The sequence below is a fragment of the Corynebacterium sp. MSK012 genome (assembly GCF_030232435.1).
In the GTDB taxonomy this organism is placed as follows: domain Bacteria; phylum Actinomycetota; class Actinomycetes; order Mycobacteriales; family Mycobacteriaceae; genus Corynebacterium; species Corynebacterium jeikeium_D.
Genome location: NZ_JASPJU010000003.1, coordinates 125,874 through 147,030, shown reverse-complemented (window position 1 = coordinate 147,030; position 21,157 = coordinate 125,874). Strand labels below are relative to the sequence as shown.

Sequence of the window (21,157 nt, the reverse complement as noted above, 5' to 3'; positions counted from 1 at the left end):
ATCAAGAATTTCAGTCGCGTCTGCTTCACGACGCTCCGTCGGACCTCACCGCAGACTGTGCAACCTTTGCCACGGGGTACGTGGATACCAACGCAATAATCGCACCGAAGATGAAAACGGGCACGAACCCGAACTTCGGTGCCGCGAAGGAAATAACAAAAGGAGCGAAGAAACCAACATAGGTCAGCGAATAGTAGATAGCAGTCGCAGCGCCCAGCTCGGCTGGCGGTGCGATAATTTGCACTTCGCGGAGGCCGGAGACCATCATCACGCCGTACGCGGCACCGAGGGCCAGAGCAGCGGGGAAAACGCTCCACACATTCTGGGTGAGTGCGACGATAAGGCTGAGCAGCATTCCGACCGTCGTTAAGCCAAGACCGAAAATAGCTGGTGGGATAAAGCTGCTGGAACTGATGCGAGTGACCAGTGGTTGCACCAGAACACCGGTGCCCATCGTAAGGCAGGCGATGAGTCCTGCGAAGGCGATGGGGTAGCGGGATTCGGCGATTGTCGGCAGGACGACGAAGGATGTGCATGCAGCGCCGAAGACCCACGGTGCCCAAGCGGCGACTGCCCACAGGAACCTCGGGCTTAGAGTGGCGGAGGAGAAGAACCGTTGCGGAGAGTCGCTGTGCCCTGCCGCCGGTAATCCGCCGGAGGCGTTCCATGTCAGTGGTGTGATGCTAAGCAACAGTGCGAGATGAACAAGATAGGGGATGACATCAGGGCGCGGAGTGAATTCTGCGACCAACCCTGAAGCCAGGGGGCCGAGGGAGAATCCGGCGGAGAGTGCAACGGTTGCGCGCCGGGCAGAAATTTGAGGTGCGACGGGCACAATTTCTTTGATCCACGAGGCACCGGCGGCCATTACCATGCCCATCGAAATGCCGATGATAAGACGTCCTACCAGAAGTGATGGGAAGTGGAACCAGATGCCGGTGAGTAGGACGGCTGAGCCAACGGCAGAGGTTATGAGTGCAGGCCGGATGATGGCGCGACGGCCGAGCCGGTCGGAAAGTGGGCCGCAGATGAGTAGTGCGGGGATGAGTCCTGCGACGTAGATGGCGAAGAGAAAGGTGACCTGGGACTGGTTGAGAGCATCGGTTATTCGATACGCGGGCAGGAGTGGTGCGAAGAGGTTGGCTCCAAACGCAACCGCGAACATGCCCAGGGCTACCCGAATCCAGTCTCGTATCACGGTTGCCTCCTGAGGGCTCTCATCTGTGGGGATAGAACAGTGTGGTAACAACAATAGGCCAGCTAACAAACGCTAGCTGGCCTATTGAGTCACTCGGGTCGTCTACCCAAGTTAGTCGCCCTAGTTATTGGCGGCGCCGAAAAACGCGGTAATCGGCGAGAAGAATCCCTTGGACTTCTTTGACTTCTTAGCTGCCTTTGTCCTGCCAAGAATGCGCTCAGAGATGCGGTCGGTGAGGACACCTACCAGCTTGCCGCTGCGGACGACGGGCAGCTCGCTGAGGGGCCCGTCAATAAGCTGGCGAGCCCTGATTGCAGCTGGATCCTCGGGCTTGACAAAGACCTTCACCGGGGCGCCGACGGTGTTCATGTAGGCATCGCGGTCGGCGTACTCACGGAGTTCCTTCAGCGTAATATCGCTGGTCAGGTAGCCTTCATCGTCGACGAGGAAGACACAGGTATCGTCATCGAGACCAGCAAATTCGGCTGCGTAGGTGCTCAGTGCCTCACCGACAGTGATGTCCTCCGGCAGCGCAATGTAAGAATCCGTCATGTGCATGCTTACGGTGTCAGGCAGGAGGCTGTACGGGCTGATTGAAGATTTCGGCTTGAAGAAGTTGGCGATGGTGTTCTGTGTCTGTGTCATTGTGGATCCTTTTCCAGGTATCCCAGCTCCTTTGCTAGGAGGGAATTTCTGTTGATTGAAAAATTATGGCTCCCCGCCTAAGAGTGTTGGCAATGTAATGCCGTAACTAAAGGTGGCCACTTGAGGTGGAACCTTGCTTCGAGAGGCTTTCGAAACTCTCGATGAAGTGCAGGGTAGCGGCCTATGTGGATATAGGAGCCTTACCTAACGAGGTTGTTCGCTACGCAAAGGTTAACACAAGGTTACGTACACAGTAAAGAGGAATGAACGAAAAGCTTCCTAAAGGTGGCGGAAGTTATAAGCCCATGAACTCTCGAATTGCTGGCCACTCGGCATCGGCTTGCGCCCGGCCGAGCTCGTAGTTGTGCAGCAGCTTCGACCGCCTCCGCTCCGCCTTTGTGATGCTCATGTTATTGGCGTAGAAAACATATGCTTGGCCTTTTCGTTCAAGCTCAGCAGCCCAATCGAGAGAAGCGTTGTAGCGCTCGTGTCTAGTGATAAGCAGCTCAGCCACCACCGGGTTACTGCGGAAAATCTGGCGCAGTAGCTGTGGGCGCTTAGGGGCGGTGCGGCGGAATCCCTTCGGGCGAGTCAGAACGATGAGGAACTTCTTGAAACCATCTGCTTCGGCGGCATTAATGGGAATGCCACCTGATGATCCCAGTGCACCGTCGACGAACGGAACGCCATCAATATAGGGCATACGCATGACACCCGGAATCGTCGAACTGGCGCGAGTGTACTTCATCAGCGTAGGTAGATCTGGGATATCGTCTGGCCCCCAGTTGATGGTCTCGCCCGTATCCGCTCGGACAGCAGAAATCCGGTAGGGAGTTGGATTGTTCTTAAAAGTCTCGTAATCCAGGGGCATGGCGCCGTCGGGAAGTCCCGCGTCTTCGTAGATGTACTCGGCATCGAAGTAGCCGCGTCCGCGCAACATTGGGCGCCAGCCACTGCTGTCCGGCTGCGCGATGAAGTCAGTGAAGCTATTTATAGAGCGCTGGATATCCCGGGAAAGGTAATTGACCACGTGAGAGGCGCCGGCGCTTACGCCACCGACCCAGCCGACATCGATGCCCTCGCGAAGTAACCGTTCGACGAAAGGTGCCGTGTAACTATTGCGAGTCCCTCCACCCTCGAAGACTAATGCTACATCGCTGACCTGCATTTACATCCCTCCGGTTGTTCTCGCGCTGCTGCTTTTCGGGCGTTACGATCGTTCAAGACTACCCGAACGTCACCATATTGGATTTCGGTTAGCGTAGTTTACGGCGCATCCTGGAGGATGACCGGCAGCAGCCCCTCGCCCATATCTGGGTTAGGCAGTACGCCCTCCGGGTCGTAGAACAAGATCTCCTTGCCCTCGTGGCTCAGACGTCGCATCGCTTCCAGAATCAACGTGCGTCCCACCGGGTTGACAACGCCAACGCGGCTGACGTCGAAGACAACTTCGCTTTCCGACGGTGTGGAAGTCGCCAACCTGTTGAGAACAATCTCGGCCGCAGTGAAGTTGACGGGGCCCTGAATCTCGATGATCGAGCGGCCATTGCTGACGCGTGTACCGCGCAGCGCACGCGAACCAATCGCATCGGCATCCATGAGATGAAGACCCAAATCTTCGGAGAGCTTCCGGAAGATGGCAATGCTGCGGACGCTATTGCCGTGGTCGTTCAATCGCGGCGAAAAGGCTGCGAGCCCCGCCTGTCCAGGCAGCGCTCCCAGCAAGCCGCCGGCGACACCGCTCTTGGCGGGAATCCCGACGTCGGTAAACCATTCACCGGCCTCGTCGTACATGCCGGCAATAGCCATCACGGACAAGACTCTGCGAACAACCGAGCGGCCGAGCACAGTCTGATTGGTAACCGGGTTAACGCCACCGTTGGCCAACACTGCGGTCATCATGGCGACATCGCGAGTGTTGACCAGCACGGAGCACTGTGCGGTGTAGCCGCGGACAGCATCGTGGGGCGTGGTTTCGATGAAACCGTAAGCTGCCAGCATATGTGCGATGGACATGTTTCGATGGGCAGTGTCCATTTCGCATTCATAGGCATCGTAGTCAACGCGAAGCTTACGGCCAGCCAAAGTCGAGAGAAGCTCCACCATGTGCTTCGTGCGAGTCTTCCAGTTGGCACCTGGCTGGCATACGAACTGGTTGATGGCCAGTGCGCCGACATTAATCATCGGATTTTTTGGTCGGTGCGTGCCCTGCTCCAGCGACAGCTCGTTGAAAGCCTCACCGGAAGGTTCGGTGCCCACAATGCTGTCGATTTTGTCTGTGCCGTGCTCGGTGATGGCTGCGGCATAAGCGAAGGGCTTGGACATCGACTGAATGGTGAATTCAGTATCGGTGTCGCCAGCGGTATAGGTGCGCCCTGACACGGTGGTCATAGCAAGCGCGAGGCGGTCGGGATTAGCTTGGGCAAGGGTGGGAATATAGTCCGCTACCTCGCCAGACTCATCGGGGCGGACGGATTCGACGATTTCGGACAAGTAATCTTTGATCGGCGTTTTCATCAGATTCTGCTAAGCATCTTTCCTGGGCTGAAAAATCCCGGTTGAGTCAATGGAGTCCCGTTCGAACCTACACCAGGCGAGGTCAGCCACTGATGCTCACCTCTGTGCACTCTCACCGTGCGCGCCGGAAAAATCGGCATATCCTGGGGTGTGTGAAATTCCTCAACAATCAGTCCGCGCCCTACGAGTTGACCTACAGCGATGTCTTCATGGTGCCGTCAAAGTCATCCGTCGGCTCTCGCATGGGTGTCGATTTAGCCACCGATGATGGCACCGGCACAACCATTCCGATTGTCGTCTCCAATATGACGGCCATCTCCGGTCGCCGGATGGCCGAAACCACCGCTCGCCGAGGCGGAATTGCCATCCTGCCGCAGGACGTCCCAGCTGACATTGCTGCTGAGACCATCCGCAAGGTCAAGTCCGCTGGGCTGGTTTTCGACACTCCAATCGTCGTCAAGCCTCACCACACCGCGGGGTATGCGCGCCATCTTCTGCCGAAGCGCGCGCACGGTGCGGCAGTGGTGGTGGAAGACAACAAACCGGTTGGTCTGATTACCGGCCGTGATCTGGCGGGCGTTGACAACTTTGCGCAGGTGGGGACGCTCATGTCCACTTCGCTATTTACGCTTCCGGCCGATATTGAGCCCCGTGACGCTTTCGACCAGCTCACCGCATCCGGGCGCAAACTCGCTCCGGTGGTGGATGCCGATGGCGCGCTGGTGGGTATCCTCACGCGTAAAGGCGCGCTGCGGGCGACGCTTTACAAGCCGGCTGTCGACGCGGAGGGCAAGCTGCGCGTCGGTGCGGCGCTTGGCATCAACGGTGATGTTGAAGGGCGCGCGAAGACACTGCTCGACGCAGGTGCCGACGTGCTCGTTGTCGATACCGCCCACGGTCATCAGGAATCGATGCTCCGTGCTTTACGACGAGTCCGCGCGCTCAACCCACCTGTGCCAATTGCCGCTGGCAATATCGTGACCGCCAATGGTGTTCGCGACCTAGCGGAGGCGGGAGCCGACATTATTAAGGTCGGCGTCGGTCCGGGTGCGATGTGCACAACCCGAATGCAGACCGGAGTTGGGCGTCCACAGTTTTCTGCCGTGCTCGAATGCGCTGCAGCCGCCCGTGAATGCGGCGTGCATGTCTGGGCTGACGGTGGGGTGAAGGATCCTCGCGATGTTGCGCTTGCGTTGGCTGCGGGTGCGTCCAACGTGATGATTGGCTCGTGGTTTGCCGGTACTTTCGAGTCCCCAGGGGATGTCCAAAAGGACGTCGACGGGCGCATGTTCAAGGAGTCCTTTGGCATGGCTTCACACCGTGCGGTGGAGAGCCGAAATGCACAGGTAGAGGCCTTTGAGAAGGCCCGGCGCGAGATGTTCGAAGAGGGCATCTCGACTGCGAAAATCTACCTGGAGCCAGGCCGCGAAGGCGTGGAGGACCAGATCGATCGCATTATCTCGGGCGTACGTTCTTCGTTCACATACGCGGGTTCGGCCACCATCGAGCAGTTCGCTGAGCGGGCAGTGGTGGGAATTCAATCCGCTGCGGGCTTTGCGGAAGGAATGCCGAGGGCGACGCGGTAGCCGTCGTCAAGCCTCTCGGGGCTAAGCCGACTAGCGGTGCTGCGGGCCAATTGGTAGGTATGTAAAGACGTTGTTAGGACGTGTTTAGTACCACGTGCAAGATTGGGGAGGGGCTGGCGATTATGGGTCGGCAGGTAAGAGAAAACAGTGCTGTAACGGAGTCTGGATTGGTAGCAGGAAACGGTGCTAGAGCAGGAAGCGGGAACGCATTTTTCGCCCGCGCCCGCGTTACTGATTCCGATTTGTGCCCGTGTGGTGGGGGACTCTACGGGCAGTGCTGTGGCCCGCTGCACCGCGGTGAGCGGGAGGCAGTGACCGCAGCTGAGCTGATGGCCGCGAGGTACAGCGCTTACGCTGCCCACGAGGCGGACTACATCTGGCGGACGTGGCATCCGCGCTACCGCCCGGAAGTTATCAATGTCGATGACGGTGTGGAATGGGAAGGACTCACCATCATCAACGCTGTCGATGGTGGCGAGGATGACCGCGAAGGCATCGTGGAATTTGAAGCGGCCTTTCATGACCATGACGGTGTCGGCACGATGCACGAGCGTTCTCGTTTTGTTCGTCGTGCGCGACGTTGGGTCTACGTCGACGGCGAGGTCACGTACTCCTAAGCGTCAGACTTGTTAGGCAGAGGCCTCCGCTGCATTTTCCTCGTCAGACTTGTTGTGCTTGCCGTGGCCGAATGGCAGCACGGCGACAATCGCCACAATGATTGCTCCCCAGATGGCGCCGAAAATCAGTGAGCCGGTGGTGTTGGCCAACCAGCCGAGGAAGCCACCGGTAAACAGCTGCTCAAGGTTGTGGACCAGCTGGTAGGGGAGATGCCAGCCCAGCTCGTCGAGGCCGACCACCATGATGTGGCCACCGACCCACAACATGGCAAACGTGCCGATAATGCCGATCGTGTTCAGAACGATTGGCATGGCTTTGACCAGTGCCGTACCAAACTTGCTGATACCGGCTGACTCCTTGGACTGCAGGTGCAGGCCAATGTCATCAATCTTGACCAAGAAGCCCACCACGCCGTAGACCGCAAGCGTGATGATGAGTGCCACCACGATAAGAATCAGCGCGCGGTTGAGCAGCGGCTGATCAGCGACCTCATTGAGAGAAATCACCATGATTTCCGCAGAGAGAATTAAGTCGGTGAAAATTGCAGACTTCACCAGCGAATCTTCATTCTTCGGTGTGCGGTTGGTCGCCGCCTCCATCCGTTCCTGCTCAGTCTGATCGGGAGAGATCCGGTGCTTAATCTTCTCCCAGACCTTTTCCATGCCCTCAAAGCACAGGTATGAGCCACCGAGCATCAAAATCGGCGTCAGCGCCCAAGGCAGAAACTGACTGAGCAGCAGCGCAATCGGCAGAATAATGACAATTTTATTGACCAAGGAGCCCTTGGCGATACGCCAAATAATCGGCAGCTCGCGTTTCGGTGAGACACCCTCGACGAATTTAGGCGTCACCGCAGCGTCGTCAACCACAACACCGGCGGCTTTAGCGCTAGCCTTGCCGGCCGCAGCCGCAATATCGTCTGTTGTTGCCGCTGCAGCGCGTGCAATCGTGGCAACGTCGTCAAGCAGCGCGACAAGTCCGCCTGCCATAAAAACCTCCTGTATTGGAGGACGCGACCAGGAGCCGTCGTCGTATCAAAGAATTACCGGAGCAATTTTAACCGCTTTCCCGGATTGACTCTGTGTTGTCGGTAGGGCGTCGATGTCCGGTCGATAGTTCACGTGCTCCTCTGAACGTGGGCACGTGGCAAGATATAGGCCATGAACGCTTCCTTCTCCGAAATCTACCGACAGGTCAATGCGGACAACTCGGACAACGCTGGCACCGGGGCAGACACCAGCAACGAAACCCGCTCCGAGGAACAGCAGCGCCCGGCGCGTCCCCGCATGGCACTGGTAGTCGTCGACGCTCAGAATGATTTTTCCGCGGGTGGCGCACTTGCCGTCGACGGTGCTGAGGCAGCGTACACCGCTACATATCTGCATGTTGCGGGCACAGCTAACAAGTACTCGGTTCTTGCGACCACCCGTGACAATCACATCGACCCAGGCACGCACTTCTCTGAAACCCCGGATTTCGTCGATACCTGGCCGAAACACTGTGTTGCAGGTACCCCGGGCGCAGAGATTCACCCCGGCATGCAGCGCGCCATCGCGTTTTTTGAGCAGCTCAACCCCGCTGCTGTGCGTATCGATGTCACAAAAGGGGAGTACGCCGCCGCCTACTCCGGTTTCGAGGGAACAACGGAGGCTGGCGTTTCGCTTGCCGACGCTCTCCGCGCCTCTGACATCGAAGAAATCGATGTGGTGGGAGTTGCGACTGACCACTGCGTCCGCGCCACAGTGCTCGATGGCCTCAAGGAGGGCTTTTCCGTTCGTGTTCTGAGCAATCAGGTCGCGGCGGTGGACCCGGAGCGCGGCAAGGCTGCACTAGCGGAATTGGCCGCGGCGGGCGCGACAGTGGTGTAGTGCTGCGACGCTGACCGTCAAACAATCCGCCTAGCCGCTTAGCTAGGCGCCTCGGCAGCCGCCTAGTTAAAAGTCACCATATCCAGGTCGACCTCGCGGAGGTGGCGGTGGTTGGACGCTGTTTCCACATAACGCCCTGCATGGGCGATGAAGCCCTCTGCTTCCTCGGCGGAGAGTTCACGACGCACCTTGGCGGGAACGCCTGCAGCCAGCGACCTGGGGTCGATAATCTGATCTTCCAACACCACGGCACCTGCAGCAATGAGGCTGCCAGCGCCGATACGGGAACGCGAAAGCAGGGTGGACTTCATGCCGATGAGGCAACCATTTTCAACCGTGGTGCCGTGGACCAAGGCCATGTGTCCGACGGTGACATCATCGCCGAGAATTGTGGGCACACCTCGGTCGACATGGACTGTGGAGTTGTCCTGAATATTGGTGCGCTGGCCGATGCGGATCGGTGCGACGTCTCCTCGGAGAACAGAACCGTAGAACACGGAGCTATCCGCACCGATTTCGACATCACCGATAATGACCGCGCCGGGCGCAATCCAGGCGCTGGAATGAATGCGTGGGGTCTTATCTTGGTAGGTGAGAATGAGCGGAGTGTTCATCATACAAACCAATATAACTGTCACCTGAGGTCAGCGTAAGAAAAATTCTCAGCGAAACTCTATTCGTCGAAGGGTGCAATTCTGCTTGGACGCGCCTACAGTGGGCGACATGATTTTTATCGTTGTGAATTACCAAGTTAAGCCGGAATTTGCCGACGAATGGATGGACCACGTCGCTGAGTTCACCGCTGCCACCCGCGCAGAGGCTGGCAACAAGTGGTTTGAATGGTCCCGCAGCGTAGAAGACCCCAACCAGTACATCCTCGTCGAGGCATTCGATGATGACGCTGGTGAAGCCCACGTCAATTCCGAGCACTTCGCCAAGGGCCTGGAGGCGATGAAGCCGCTGCTCGCTGAGACCCCGAAGATTGTCTCGCAGGTACTGCCAGATAAGCAGGACTGGGATCGCATGGGCGAGCTGCAGGTCGACTAATGTCCTCAGACACCATTCGCGATAGCGCAGCCGCTTCCAGCAGTGACACCTATTCTCTGATTGGGCGTGGCCTGCGTATTGGCTCCGCTGTGCTGGCCTCTGCTCTCGTCGTTGGTCTCAGTGCTTGTGGGGATAGCGATGAGGCAGCCCTGGAGGGTAGCCAAAATCAGTCAAGCCAGGAGCAGAGTGCTGTTGCCTCCACTGCCGCCATTCGGGATAACTTGGCTCAGCTGGCGGCAGATACTGCGGCGCTGAAGAAAGCATCGCAGACACTAATTGCAAAGGAATCGGTCTCGGAAGAGACTCGAAAGATTGCGCAGCAGGCGGAGCCAATCTTTGCTGAAGAGGAAGCGCAGCTAGTCAAGACTCTCGGCGTCGATGTCGATCCGTCTGAGACCAAGCTCGACACCGCCACCATGACTCGCCTCGAGAACGAGGAGGGGCCACACGCAGATATGGCTTATCTGACGTTGATGGAAGGCAGCCTGGATAAGATGCTCGGCCAGTGGGAAGAGCTGGAAAAGCATGGCGGAAACGACCTGCAAGAGTTGGCACGCTCTTCTCAGCAGCAGCTGGAAGATATTCAGCAGGCGCTGGAAAAACGTATGCAGTACTAGCCGCTGCCCAAAGCTCGTGGGGGGGGAAATTCAAGTAAAAAGTCCTGCAAAGCGTGCCCGGGGAACCGGGGAAGTGAGTAGCGTGTAAATAAAGCCAGTGCGCTGTGATCGTCGTCAAGCGAATGCGCACTCGGATGAAGCACAATGCTGGCTAATAACCCAGAGTAGAAGGTAGGAAAACACGCCAATGGCAAATAGTATCTCGCGAGTAGGTATCGTCGGCGCCGGTCAGATGGGCTCCGGAATTATTGAGGTCTGTGCGAAGGCCGGTAGCGATGTCAAGGTCTGGGAGGCCAAGGAGGAGTTCCTTGAGTCCGGTCGCGCCCGTATTGAAAAGTCGCTGGATAAGGCCGTTTCCCGTGGCAAGCTAGAGCAGTCTGCACGTGATGAGATTCTGGGGCGTATTAGCTTCACCACCAAGCTGGAAGACTTCGCTGACCGTGAGCTGGTCATCGAGGCCATCGTGGAGAACCCAGAAGTAAAGGCCAGCGTATTCTCGCAGCTCGATGAAATTGTTGAGTCGGAAGATGCCATCCTGGCTTCCAACACCTCCTCGCTGCCGATTCAGTCCATTGCTGCAGCTACCAAGCGCCCGGAGCGCGTCATGGGTCTGCACTTCTTCAACCCGGTTCCGGTTCTGCCTCTGGTAGAGCATGTCGTTACTCTGACGACCGGTGATGTTCAGTCGGAGCGTGCGTACGAGTACGCTTCCGAGGCGCTGGGCAAGACCGTCATTCGCGCTAAGGATCGCTCGGGCTTCATTGTTAACGCCCTGCTGGTTCCGTACATCCTCGGCGCTATTCGCATGCTGCAGGACGGCATTGCTACTGCAGAAGACATCGATGCCGGAATGGTCAATGGCTGTGCGCACCCGATGGGTCCGCTGACTCTGGCCGACATGGTTGGTCTGGACACCATCAAGTTCATTGCCGATGCCATGTTCGATGAGTACAAGGAGCCGACTTACGCGGCACCTCCACTGCTCAAGCGCATGGTTGAGGCGGGTCACTTCGGCCGCAAGTCCGGCCGTGGCTTCTACGACTACTCCAAGTAGTCCACGCTTTTAGCCCCGTTTGGGGCGAGTATTGAGTTCTTACCGGTTGACGGGCGTTTCTCCCGCCAACCGGTTTCTTTTATGCATTTATCAGTGAAAACCCGGAGTCTGATGGGGACAGCTCCCACGATCGGCGCTAGCATTTTGAAAACTTGTTTCTTTTCAACGCGCCGAAACCTCACAGTGCGCTTAACATAAGTGAAGATTTTGTCAGACCTTGGCTTATAGAGCACTTCACAACTGGTGCCTCCCACGCAGCAATCTGGAAAGGAATGCTTCAGTGTCTTCTTTGAAGCCGCACAAGCGCACTGCAACACGTACTCGCGTCGGCGCTGCTACCGCAGCAATGGCAGTTGTAATGGGGCTTACACCGGCAACGGCCGTGGCAGCTCCGGTCAACCCGTTGGCCGAGCACGGCAACCGCCTGGACTCTGTTTCTGATCTTCCAGCTAATGTGGCAGCTCCAGAGGGAATCAAGCTCCCCGGCGGTGGCTTCGAGGTCCCGGATTCCATCTCGCTGCCGTCATCTTCCGGTGAAAACACCGACCCGAATGCGCCGAAGCCAACCTCGTATCGCCCGGACCAGATTGCACGCGCGTACCCGTCGGATGCCGCCACCGATAACTGGTTCTACTTCTACGTTGTGCATCCTTTCGTGGAGCTGGAGAAGAACCACCCAGAGGTTATGGACCAGAACCTCGAAACGGTCGTCCGCATTAACAACGCTGCCAAGAATGACCCGCAGGCACAGGAACTCGCTCTTGATGACGACTACCTGGACCCACTGGCCAATATTTCCACTGCTTTCGGTGCAAACCTGGGCCAGCACTTCCGTGATGCCTATGACGAGGATCGCCTGCCGAAGGTAAAGGCCCTGCTGTCCGGCAACCTTGCTCGCGGCGGCGGTCTGGTCAGCTCGACCTTCTTCGAGAAGTACGTCTACGGCTACGATCGCCCGTTTGTGGTGGCGCCGGAGCGCATCGAGCGCTACTACCGCGAAGGTCAGGACGACCCGTACTCGACCACCCCGTCCTACCCGTCGGGCCACACCAACAAGGCTGCATGGACTTCAACCATGCTGGCCATGATGCTGCCGGAGGTTGCACCGCAGATTCAGGCGCGTGCGTCCGAGGCTGGTCATTCTCGCCTTGTCATGGGCGTCCACTACCCGCTGGACGTTATGGGCGGCCGCATGATGGGCAACCAGGCCGCAGCTGATCGTTGGGCAGACCCAGAGTTCCGCCCACTCATCGAAGAAGCCATGGATGAGCTGCGTACGGAGCTCGAGTACCGCTGTGGCGACACCATCGCCAACTGCGTTGCCAAGGACACTCCGTACATGAGCACCGCAGCTGCCGTTCAGCAGTACACCGAACGCATGACCTACGACTTCAAGCAGGTTGGCCCGGCTAACGAGCCAGTTGTTGTTCCGAAGCGGTACGCAGGTTTGCTGGAGACCCGCTTCCCGCAGCTGACTGAGGAACAGCGCAGCTCCGTCCTCGCTCAGACCGCAATCCCATCCGGCTACCCGCTCGATCGCACTGACGGTGAGGGCCAGCACGTTCGCATGAACCTGGCTCGCGCTCTGGCCTCCAACGTTGTTGTCAACGCCGACGGCAGCGTCACTGTCACCAACTAAAACGTCAACTACAAGCGCAGGGCCGCGTCAAGACGGTCCAGGGCCTCACCGAGGATTTCCGGGGAGGTCGCAAAGTTAAGCCGCACATGCCCAACCCCGCCTTCGCCGAATGCGAAGCCGGGGTTGAGTGCTATTTTGGCGTTTTCAACCAGCCACGCAGCTGGGTCCTCACTGTCAACACCAGGCACGTCACCCAAGTCCAACCACGCCAAAAATGATGCTTGCGGTGGGGTAAAGCGAGCCTGTGGCGCAATAGTGGACAAACGTGTTCGCAGAGTCTCACGGTTGGTGCGCAGGACATCGACAAAATTGTCCAGCCAGGGCACGCCATCGCGGTAGGCGGCGGTGGTCGCGGCGACACCAAGAATAGAAGCGCCTTCGCGAACAATGAAGGGCAGCTCCAGCCAGGTTTTGGCATCTTCGTCGTTAAAGATGATTTGCGCACACTTGAGGCCGGCGGTATTCCAGCCCTTCGAGGTAGCAGTCACCGTGATAGTCACGGCCGCCGCGGTATCCGACACCGACGCGGTTGGAGTGTGAGTGCCATCTAGAACAACTGGGCCGTGAATCTCGTCTGAGATAACGCGCGCACCAAAGCGAGCGGCTAAATCGGTAATCTCACGCAGTTTTTCGGGGGAGTAGGTAAAGCCGAGAGGATTATTCGGGTTACACAAGATTAGGCAACCGGCACCGTCGGCGAAGGCGCGTTCGAGGGCGCCGAGATCCGGGCCGTCGGCAAGCGTGGGAATGCACACTGTCTCGCGTCCCAGCGCGGGACCTACCTGGAAAAACGGCATGTAGGCGGGAGTGGGGACGACAATTGCGGAATCGGGGCGGGTGAAGCGTTCAACCGCGAGTGTGACACCGCGGACGACGTCAGCGACGGCAAAGATATTGTCGGGGTTCGGGCGCCATCCGTAGCGTTGTGCAGAAAAGTCCGCGGTTGCGGTTGTAAGCGCGGTGATGTCCTGCGAGAGGTATCCGAATTGTTCGCGCTGACACGCCTCGTCGATTGCGGCACTGACGGCAGGGCAGGTTGTGGCATCGGATTCGGCGACCCACAGTGGCAGCACGTCCGGTGAATATGCGGTCCATTTGACTGTCCTGCGGGAGCGGAGTTCATCGAGGGAGGGGAAAGTGACAGCGTTATTTACACTCATAGTTTCCGTGTATACAGAAAAAGCGGGAAGTCCGAAGACCTCTGCTTTAACCAGTAGCTACGGCCGCATCAGAAGCAGCCGCGGCAATGGCCAGCGCTAGGCCAGCCCCAGTGCCTCCTGAGCAGCTGGCAGGGCAGCTTCGCGATCAGCCTTGACCAGCCCCAGACGTGTGCGGCGATCGAGAATATCGTCGACGCTGAGAGCTCCCTCGTGCGTCACATGCCAGGCGAACTCGGCGCGGGTGACATCGAGACCCTCCGCTACCGGGTCGAGCGGTCGGTCGAGCGGACAGGATTCGATGACCTCGAAGGATTCGGCACCGTAGCGGTTAAACAGCGGCATCGGGATACGGCCGGCAGCGGCAGCGGTGCGAGCGCGGTCGAGCTCCTCTGGCTCGGAGCCCAGCACAGGGATGGTGCGGGTGGAGCACGGAGCAAGCGAAACACCGAGCTTTTCCGCAACCTTGTCCACGGTTTGCTCCGCCATTAGACGGTACTCGGTGAGCTTGCCCCCAGTAATGGAAATCAGGCCGTTCGGGGCCTCCAATAAGGCGTGCTCGCGGGAGAGATCCGCGGTATGCGCCTCGCCGGTGTCGATGAGAGGACGCAGACCGGCGAAAGCGCCGATGACATCGTCGCGAGTGAGCGGAACCTCGAGGGCCTGGTTGATGACATCGAGCAGAAAAACGATGTCATCCTCCGGTACTTCCGGCTCGTCCGGAATCGGGCCCGGTGCATCCTCGTCGGTCAGGCCAATGTAGACGCGGTTGTGCTCTGCGGGCAGGACAAAACAGAAACGGTTGGTGTGACCAGGAACCGGTACCGTCAGAGAGCCGGTAGGGTTGCCTAGCTTCGCGGCGTCAAGAACCAGGTGCGTGCCGCGAGATGGGCGAATCTTGATGTTCGTCGCTAGGTCTGCGGCCCACACACCAGTGGCATTGACCACAGCGTGAGCCGGCAGCTCGAAGGAATCGCCAGTGAGCTCGTCGATTAGTGTGGCGCTCGTTCCAGAGGCGTTCTCGCAGCGCACCCGGGTCAGAATAGTTGCACCGTAGCTAGCGGCGGTTCGAGCGATAGTGGTGACCAAGCGTGCGTCGTCACGCAGCTGACCGTCGTAGTTGACGTAGCCGAATTTCACGTCGCGCTTACGGACGGTCGGCGAAAGCTGGCTGACTCGGCGGGAACTGACAGTCCGGGACAACGGCAGGGTAGTGGCGGAGGTACCAGCGATAATGCGCAGAAAGTCACCGGCCAAAAAGCCTAAACGCGGCAAAACCCGGGTCAACGGTGCAAAGTTATCCATCACCGGTACAACCTGTGGCAGGTTATGCACCAGGTGCGGAGCGGTGACGTCGAGCAGCGCACCACGTTCAATAGCTGAGCTGCGAGCGATACCGACATTGCCACTGGCAAGGTAGCGCAGTCCGCCGTGGGCGAGCTTCGATGACCAACGAGAGGTGCCGAAAGCGAGGTCCTTCGATTCGACGAGAACGGTTTTCAAACCCCTCGACGCTGCATCTAAAGCGATGCCGACACCAGTGATACCGGCACCGATGACCAGCAGATCTGGGATGTCGCCCTTAGCGGTTTCTTCGCGTAGACGATTCAAGTCCGCTTGCCGACGAGCCTTGTTCAAAACCGCAGCTGAGCGATCGCGCTGAGGAGCGTGCGTGGCAGTCATAGTCTTTCTTCCTCGACTTTCCCGAAGACGGTGATAGTGATGAAACTATCTGGCGTAAGTGATGAAGTTGTGGAGTGCGTAGTGAGTGTGAACTATTTCGGGCGTACCCCATTGCAAGGCGCTTAGAAATAGACTAAGTTGTTCATTATCAACGACCGGCACGGATATTGATTCAAGAGATCTTTCTTAGTTGCGAATCATTTCCCGGGATTACAAGGAAGGAGACACCTCGATGGCTATGCACCCAGCGTCCAACCGCTCTGAGTCCATGAACCGAGCTTTCGCTGCTATTGCACCATCGCTGCAAATGTGTTGCTGCTGTCTCCAGTCCGTGCCACCCCAGACAGGTCGTAACTAGAAAAGCACGCTTAGGTATTTAAAACGCCACGCTGTTTGCGGTCGCACGGACGAAATCGCACCGATTGAGCCGACCATCCCACTATCCGGGCATCTTCGCTTGGAATCCCAGGAAGAAGCGACAGCGACAATGACCGCAGCACTTGAATCTTTTACCCTTGACGATTACGTTTCACTGTTTATTTATGACGGCCCAACGTCACCGGCAATCTACGCCAGCGAACTGGTCAGTCTAGCTCGCTAGCGGAGGCTGGCGGCAACAGGGTTAAATCATGTTGCCGTCGTAACGCTCTTCCAAGGAGTGCGGACCGGTAGCCAACTTGCCCGGGTTGAGGATGCCAGCAGGGTCGAGTTCGTCCTTAATTGCACGCATGACCTTGGCGAACAACTCGGTGTTCTCCTCGTAGTACTGCGGGCTGTGATCCTGGCCAATGCCATGGTGGTGCGTGATGGTGCCGCCAAAGTTCATCATGGCCTCCGACGCCGCGGTCTTGATGTCCATCCACTGCTGGAGGATCTCGCCCTCGGTCTCGCGGAAGAAGTACGTGAAGTACAGCGAGCAGCCGGATTCGTACATGTGCGAGATGTGGCAGAAGACGTACACCGGGGTGCCGTGCTTCTCGCCAGCGGCTTCCATTGCGGAGGCGATTTCGCGGCGCAGTGTAGCGGCGTTATCCCAGGTGGTGGCGGTTTCCAGGGTGTCGACGCCGACGCGGCGAGTCATCATGACATCGCGCAGGTACGGCGAGGAGAAGCGGTGGTTAACCCAAGCCATGCCCGGGATGGAGCCCATGCGGACGCACTTCTTGGCCAGCAGGCGAGCGGCCAGGCGCTCACGGGTGACGCGGGCGCCGACCGGATCCGTCTGCGCAAAGCCAAAAATCACCATGCACGGGGTGTCGATGCCACGCAGCTTCAGGTACTTTGTGACCTTCTCGGACATGCTGGCGGAGCCCAGCTGAGTGAGGCCGAACAGCGTCTCCTTCTCGTCGGAGATGCGTGCTAGGTGCGGGATACTGCCGCTCTGCTCCAGTTTGCGCAGCTCCTCGGCGGCTTCCTCAAAGGAGTTGAAGAAGTAGGTGTCGAAGAGCATCTCCTTTTGTGGACGCTGATTCAGGGCAATCGTCACATGCGTGATGATGCCCAGGGTGCCCTCCGAACCCAGGAAAAGCTCACGCGGGTTCGGGCCGGATGCCGACGACGGCATGTCGCGGAATTCCATGGTGCCGGCTGGCGTGACGACGCGCATGCCAATCACGTTGCGGTCGATACGACCGTAACCAGAGGATTCTTGGCCTGCCGAGCGGCAGGAAACCCAACCGCCGACAGTGGAGTACTCGAAGGACTGCGGGAAGTGACCAGCGGTGAAGCCGGCCTTGGACAACTCCTTTTCCAGGTCGGGGCCGAAAACGCCGGTCTGGGCGGTGACAGTGCCAGCGACTTTGTCGATGTCGATGATCTTGTTAAAGGCGGTCATGGACACTGCGATGGCCTTACCCATGCCTCCGTCAACAGCCTCCACGCCGCCGACGACCGAGGTGCCACCACCGAAGGGGACGACTGCAATCTTGCGCTCAGCGCATACCTTGAACAGGTCCTCGATATGCTTTTCAGTTTTCGGTAGCACTACAGCATCTGGGGCGACATCGAGCTTGGCTGCGCGAAGGCGAACCAGGTCGGGGTAGGAGCGTCCGACCGCGTGCTTGACGCGGGTGTCGTGGTCGGTGGCGACGGCATCCGCGCCGACAACAGCGCCCAGGGCTTCGATATCCTCGGCGCTGAGGCGACTATTGGGGATGGTGACGTCGGCGATGTTGCGCGGCGGGTTGTTTGCGTCCAACGACATACCGATTTCGCGTTGCAGTAGCTTCTCGCTGGCCGTGGTGATTGGCTTGTCGTTGCCGTCAACACCCCAGCCCCACCAGCGCATGCGGTACGGAATCGTGAGCTTGTTAGACATCCTGAGCTTCTCCTTGGGCATCGGTGCTGCGAGTCTGAACTGCGGAATTATATGTAACTTGCGCGGAAGCACATCTTTACATCTTTTATTATAGCGGTATTACGTTACGTTTTCTCAAAAAATGTCAATCAATCTTGGTAAGCTTTAGTTAGATGCATTAACGCACTCCCATAAAGGCCAGTATTGACCGGTCAAAAGCCCACGTAAAAGTAGGTATTTCTTCGATGAACGCTAACGACAAGAATCTCAACTACCCGCTGGGAACAACTGAGATTCGTACCCTTGCTCTGGTCACTAACCCCCACGCGGGTCATGGCGCCTCGCAGATTGCGTCCGCCCGGGCGAGCCGGGTGTTCGCGGATCGCGGCATCGATGTCATCGCTCTCCAAGGTGCTAACCCCGACGACGCCCGCAAGCTCATTCGTGAGGTCATCGCCGACGGCCGAATTGATGCCCTGGCAGTCTGTGGTGGCGACGGCATGATTAACCTCGCACTGCAGGAGCAGGCACAGACCGGCATCCCCCTCGGTATTATCCCGGCCGGTACCGGAAACGACCACGGTCGCGAATACAATCTGCCGCGTGGCAATGCTCGCGATGCCGCTCACGTTATCGCCGATGGCTTCTGGACGACCACTGACCTCGGCCGCATCACCAATGAGGCGGGGGAGCAGCGCTGGTTCGGCACTATCATGTGTGCCGGCTTCGACTCGATTGTCTCCGACCGCGTCAATCAGATGACCTGGCCGCATGGCCGCAACCGCTACAACCTGGCTATCGTCCGCGAGTTCTTGGCTTTCCACTCGCTGCCATTCCGCATCACGCTGGATGACGATCGGGTTCTCGAAGATCCAATCACGCTGGCCGCCTTCGGTAACACCCGTTCTTATGGCGGTGGGATGAAGATTTGCCCGTCCGCAGACCACTCCGACGGACTGATGGATATCACTGTCATCGGCAAGGCCGGGCGCATCAAGGCCGCCCTGGCCTTCAAGTCCGTGTTCGACGGCACCGTTGAAAAAATCGGGGAGGTCAGCACCTACCGCGCCAAGAAGGCTTACGTGGAATACATCGGCCCGCCACGCCAGATGAATGCCTACGCTGACGGCGACCTCATGTTCCCGATGCCGGTTACCGTCGAAATTGTTCCGGGCGCTGGCCGCTACATCGTTCCCCGTCCGTAAAAGGGCGCAGGGGTGCCCGTCGTCAAGCGTTTCCTGCATGCTTGACGACGGCGCGTTACCCCTTGATGCCGTATTTCTTCAGGCGCAGACGATCCGCCGCCGAGGCCGAAGCCGTCAGGCGTAGCAACTCGGCGTAGATACCGTCAGTCTGCGCCAATTCTGCGGGTGCGCCGACCTCGTCGACGTGACCGTCACGCAGCGTAACGATGGTGTCCACATCGGAAATTGTGGACAGGCGGTGGGCGATGATAACCGTTGTGCGTCCCTCCATCAGCTTGTCCAAGCCTCGCTGAACTTCGCGTTCTGCCTTGGTGTCTAGCGCCGAAGTGGCTTCGTCCAGGATGAGCAGGGGAGCGTCCTTCAAAATTGCGCGCGCGATGGCGATGCGCTGCTTCTGGCCACCCGAGAGCTTCAGACCTCGCTCGCCGATAGTGGTGTCGTAGCCGTCGGCGAAGCTGCGGATGAAGTCGTCGGCGTTGGCCTTCTTCGCGGCGGCAATGATTTCTTCGTCGGTGGCGTTGGGTTTGCCGTAGGCGATGTTCTCCCGAATCGTGCCGGAGAACAGTGACGAGTCCTGGAACACGACGGCAGAGCCAGCACGCAGAGTGGAACCGGAAACCTCGGAGACATCCGAACCCAGCACGCTCAAGCGGCCTGCGGTCGGGGCGTAGAAGCCGAGCAGCAAGTTGACGATGGTGGACTTGCCGCCACCCGACTCGCCGACCAGGGCGATTTTCTGGCCCGAGTACGCCTGGAAGCTGACATTGGAGAGCACCGTCTTGTCCTCTTCGTAGGCAAAATCCACTGCGTCGAAGTCGACAATGGGAGCGCCATTTGCCTCCTGTTCGGCTGCACGTTCCAGGGAGGAACGGTGGGCACTGTCGACGGACTCTGCGTCTGCGGTGGAACCAACGGACGCGGAGTCGAAGTCGCCGTTATTCGCGGTCGCTGCACTGAGCAGCTCCGGCTGCGTGCGGGTCTCTGGAGTAAGCTCCATGACCTTGAAGTAATCGCGCGAACCGGCGACTGCGCGTTGGGCAGCGTCGACCAGGAAGCTCATCATGGTCACTGGTTGGCGCGCCATGTTAATCAGCTGAATGAGCATGACCATGGTGCCGATGGAGAATTCTCCCGACAGCGTACGCAGGAAAAGCAGCAGGTAAATGCCTGCGAAGATGATGTTCAAAATACCCCCGCGAAGGGCATCCATGCGGTGCCACCACGTTGACTGATCGCGGGTCAGGGAGATGGTGCGGCGGAAGCGGGAACCAAAGAAAGCGATTTCGCGCAGCTCTGCAGTGAAGGAGCGGACAACCTTGACTTGGCCGATGACCTCGGCAAAACGGCCACCGGCGATATCGATTTGTTCGTTCTTTTTCGCTTCAATCTTCTGCCAGCGCTTCGAGGTCAGCGCGGTCAGCAGGGTGTAGACCGGGAAAACGATAATCAACAGCACCGCCAGTGGCCAGTAGTGCCAGGCGGTGATGCCCAGTACCGCGCCGACGGTCAACAGCATTGGGAAGAAGTTGTTGGAAAACGCCTGGAGGAACTGCGTGATATTGGTAATCGAGCGTTCCAGGCGGGAGATAATTGTGCCGGTGACCTGACTGTCGAAATAGCGTTGCGGCAGCGACAGCAGCTTTGCATAGTAGCGGGTCGACAGAATCTCGCGCATGCGCGCAGTCATCACATCGCCCAGGTAACCACCGATGTTATGCACGATGGTTTGCGTCAGATCTGCGATTAGCAGCCCGATGACCAGCCAGATTACCGTGCGAGTGGTATCGGACATCGCCGCCTGGCTCAAGCCTTCATCGCTGGACACCGCGCCGACGATGGCGTCGGTGGCATCGCGGATGAGGAAGGGGCTAATCAACGACGCGGCGGCGGTGGCCAGCGAACAGATGATGACCCCGATATAGAAAGGCCAGAGCACTCGTGTAGTGGACAGGATTCTGCTGAGCAGACGCACGAAAGACCTCTATCTTGCGGGAGGATCACTCCCGCTATGAAATTACTGCGACAAA

The 21,157-nt window shown here is 58.4% G+C and carries 18 protein-coding genes; 8 read left to right on the top strand and 10 right to left on the bottom strand.

Features of this window, described 5'->3' with window-relative positions; all coding sequences use genetic code 11:
• Positions 1 to 25: 25 nt before the first annotated feature.
• From QP977_RS02915 to QP977_RS02900, 4 genes are all read right to left on the bottom strand, one after another.
• Entirely contained in the window at positions 26 to 1,249 is a 1,224-nt protein-coding gene (locus QP977_RS02915; protein ID WP_371441081.1) for an MFS transporter, read from the bottom strand.
• A 69-nt stretch (positions 1,250 to 1,318) separates the two neighbouring features.
• Positions 1,319 to 1,843 carry a CBS domain-containing protein gene (locus tag QP977_RS02910; RefSeq protein WP_049189374.1) on the bottom strand — a complete coding sequence of 175 codons (525 nt, stop codon included), beginning with the start codon at positions 1,841 to 1,843 and terminating at the stop codon, positions 1,319 to 1,321.
• A gap of 295 nt (positions 1,844 to 2,138) precedes the next feature.
• A complete protein-coding gene (locus tag QP977_RS02905) occupies positions 2,139 to 3,011 on the bottom strand; it encodes a patatin-like phospholipase family protein (protein WP_049192857.1) in 873 nt (290 codons plus the stop codon).
• Positions 3,012 to 3,109: 98 nt separating this feature from the next.
• Positions 3,110 to 4,360 carry a glutaminase gene (locus tag QP977_RS02900; RefSeq protein ID WP_070827335.1) on the bottom strand — a complete coding sequence of 417 codons (1,251 nt, stop codon included), beginning with the start codon at positions 4,358 to 4,360 and terminating at the stop codon, positions 3,110 to 3,112.
• Between the two features lie 152 nt (positions 4,361 to 4,512).
• Here QP977_RS02900 and QP977_RS02895 point away from each other — a divergent pair, with 152 nt between their 5' ends.
• Positions 4,513 to 5,946 carry a GuaB1 family IMP dehydrogenase-related protein gene (locus QP977_RS02895; RefSeq protein WP_284847119.1) on the top strand — a complete coding sequence of 478 codons (1,434 nt, stop codon included), beginning with the start codon at positions 4,513 to 4,515 and terminating at the stop codon, positions 5,944 to 5,946.
• 80 nt (positions 5,947 to 6,026) lie between these two features.
• Complete coding sequence (locus QP977_RS02890; RefSeq protein ID WP_172954619.1) at positions 6,027 to 6,563, top strand: YchJ family protein; 537 nt, start codon at positions 6,027 to 6,029, stop codon at positions 6,561 to 6,563.
• Positions 6,564 to 6,575: 12 nt separating this feature from the next.
• Here QP977_RS02890 and QP977_RS02885 read toward each other — a convergent pair whose 3' ends face one another.
• Positions 6,576 to 7,553, bottom strand: coding sequence for a DUF808 domain-containing protein (locus QP977_RS02885; protein WP_070866664.1), 978 nt, complete (start codon positions 7,551 to 7,553; stop codon positions 6,576 to 6,578).
• A gap of 171 nt (positions 7,554 to 7,724) precedes the next feature.
• On the opposite strand from QP977_RS02885, the gene QP977_RS02880 reads away from it, so the two are divergent.
• The gene (locus tag QP977_RS02880) at positions 7,725 to 8,432 is read left to right on the top strand and encodes an isochorismatase family protein (RefSeq protein WP_049170681.1); all 708 of its coding nucleotides are present in this window, start codon (positions 7,725 to 7,727) and stop codon (positions 8,430 to 8,432) included.
• 62 nt (positions 8,433 to 8,494) lie between these two features.
• On the opposite strand, the gene QP977_RS02875 is transcribed toward QP977_RS02880, so the two are convergent.
• Positions 8,495 to 9,049, bottom strand: coding sequence for a gamma carbonic anhydrase family protein (locus QP977_RS02875; protein WP_005510604.1), 555 nt, complete (start codon positions 9,047 to 9,049; stop codon positions 8,495 to 8,497).
• A 106-nt stretch (positions 9,050 to 9,155) separates the two neighbouring features.
• Between QP977_RS02875 and QP977_RS02870 the strand changes: the two genes are divergently transcribed.
• From QP977_RS02870 to QP977_RS02855, 4 genes are all read left to right on the top strand, one after another.
• Entirely contained in the window at positions 9,156 to 9,479 is a 324-nt protein-coding gene (locus QP977_RS02870; protein WP_038629105.1) for a putative quinol monooxygenase, read from the top strand.
• Positions 9,479 to 10,096 carry a hypothetical protein gene (locus tag QP977_RS02865; protein ID WP_048732750.1) on the top strand — a complete coding sequence of 206 codons (618 nt, stop codon included), beginning with the start codon at positions 9,479 to 9,481 and terminating at the stop codon, positions 10,094 to 10,096. The genes QP977_RS02870 and QP977_RS02865 overlap by 1 nt, the downstream gene beginning before the upstream one ends.
• A gap of 187 nt (positions 10,097 to 10,283) precedes the next feature.
• Positions 10,284 to 11,150: a 3-hydroxybutyryl-CoA dehydrogenase gene (locus QP977_RS02860; RefSeq protein WP_016423138.1), complete on the top strand. Its 867-nt coding sequence runs from the start codon at positions 10,284 to 10,286 to the stop codon at positions 11,148 to 11,150.
• A gap of 280 nt (positions 11,151 to 11,430) precedes the next feature.
• Positions 11,431 to 12,789, top strand: coding sequence for an acid phosphatase (locus tag QP977_RS02855; RefSeq protein WP_284847116.1), 1,359 nt, complete (start codon positions 11,431 to 11,433; stop codon positions 12,787 to 12,789).
• A gap of 8 nt (positions 12,790 to 12,797) precedes the next feature.
• On the opposite strand, the gene QP977_RS02850 is transcribed toward QP977_RS02855, so the two are convergent.
• From QP977_RS02850 to QP977_RS02840, 3 genes are all read right to left on the bottom strand, one after another.
• Positions 12,798 to 13,949 (bottom strand): MalY/PatB family protein, encoded by a 1,152-nt coding sequence (locus QP977_RS02850; protein ID WP_016423135.1) that lies wholly within the window; start codon positions 13,947 to 13,949, stop codon positions 12,798 to 12,800.
• 96 nt (positions 13,950 to 14,045) lie between these two features.
• Entirely contained in the window at positions 14,046 to 15,629 is a 1,584-nt protein-coding gene (locus QP977_RS02845) for a glycerol-3-phosphate dehydrogenase/oxidase (protein ID WP_284847115.1), read from the bottom strand.
• 622 nt (positions 15,630 to 16,251) lie between these two features.
• The gene (locus tag QP977_RS02840; RefSeq protein ID WP_083324583.1) at positions 16,252 to 17,946 is read right to left on the bottom strand and encodes an FAD-binding oxidoreductase; all 1,695 of its coding nucleotides are present in this window, start codon (positions 17,944 to 17,946) and stop codon (positions 16,252 to 16,254) included.
• A 224-nt stretch (positions 17,947 to 18,170) separates the two neighbouring features.
• Here QP977_RS02840 and QP977_RS02835 point away from each other — a divergent pair, with 224 nt between their 5' ends.
• Positions 18,171 to 19,130: a diacylglycerol kinase gene (locus QP977_RS02835; protein ID WP_049189386.1), complete on the top strand. Its 960-nt coding sequence runs from the start codon at positions 18,171 to 18,173 to the stop codon at positions 19,128 to 19,130.
• A 55-nt stretch (positions 19,131 to 19,185) separates the two neighbouring features.
• Here the strand turns inward: QP977_RS02835 and QP977_RS02830 are convergent, their stop codons facing one another.
• Entirely contained in the window at positions 19,186 to 21,102 is a 1,917-nt protein-coding gene (locus QP977_RS02830) for an ABC transporter ATP-binding protein (protein WP_070827323.1), read from the bottom strand.
• Positions 21,103 to 21,157: the final 55 nt, after the last annotated feature.

Bases quoted from the DNA above. Each gene is read 5' to 3' on its own strand.
- QP977_RS02835 (WP_049189386.1), top strand. From the start codon at position 18,171: ATGAACGCTAACGACAAGAATCTCAACTACCCGCTGGGAACAACTGAG.
- QP977_RS02885 (WP_070866664.1), bottom strand. From the start codon at position 7,553: ATGGCAGGCGGACTTGTCGCGCTGCTTGACGACGTTGCCACGATTGCA.
- QP977_RS02905 (WP_049192857.1), bottom strand. From the start codon at position 3,011: ATGCAGGTCAGCGATGTAGCATTAGTCTTCGAGGGTGGAGGGACTCGC.
- QP977_RS02845 (WP_284847115.1), bottom strand. From the start codon at position 15,629: ATGACTGCCACGCACGCTCCTCAGCGCGATCGCTCAGCTGCGGTTTTG.
- QP977_RS02865 (WP_048732750.1), top strand. From the start codon at position 9,479: ATGTCCTCAGACACCATTCGCGATAGCGCAGCCGCTTCCAGCAGTGAC.
- QP977_RS02910 (WP_049189374.1), bottom strand. From the start codon at position 1,843: ATGACACAGACACAGAACACCATCGCCAACTTCTTCAAGCCGAAATCT.
- QP977_RS02840 (WP_083324583.1), bottom strand. From the start codon at position 17,946: ATGTCTAACAAGCTCACGATTCCGTACCGCATGCGCTGGTGGGGCTGG.
- QP977_RS02875 (WP_005510604.1), bottom strand. From the start codon at position 9,049: ATGATGAACACTCCGCTCATTCTCACCTACCAAGATAAGACCCCACGC.
- QP977_RS02860 (WP_016423138.1), top strand. From the start codon at position 10,284: ATGGCAAATAGTATCTCGCGAGTAGGTATCGTCGGCGCCGGTCAGATG.
- QP977_RS02870 (WP_038629105.1), top strand. From the start codon at position 9,156: ATGATTTTTATCGTTGTGAATTACCAAGTTAAGCCGGAATTTGCCGAC.
- QP977_RS02880 (WP_049170681.1), top strand. From the start codon at position 7,725: ATGAACGCTTCCTTCTCCGAAATCTACCGACAGGTCAATGCGGACAAC.
- QP977_RS02850 (WP_016423135.1), bottom strand. From the start codon at position 13,949: ATGAGTGTAAATAACGCTGTCACTTTCCCCTCCCTCGATGAACTCCGC.
- QP977_RS02900 (WP_070827335.1), bottom strand. From the start codon at position 4,360: ATGAAAACGCCGATCAAAGATTACTTGTCCGAAATCGTCGAATCCGTC.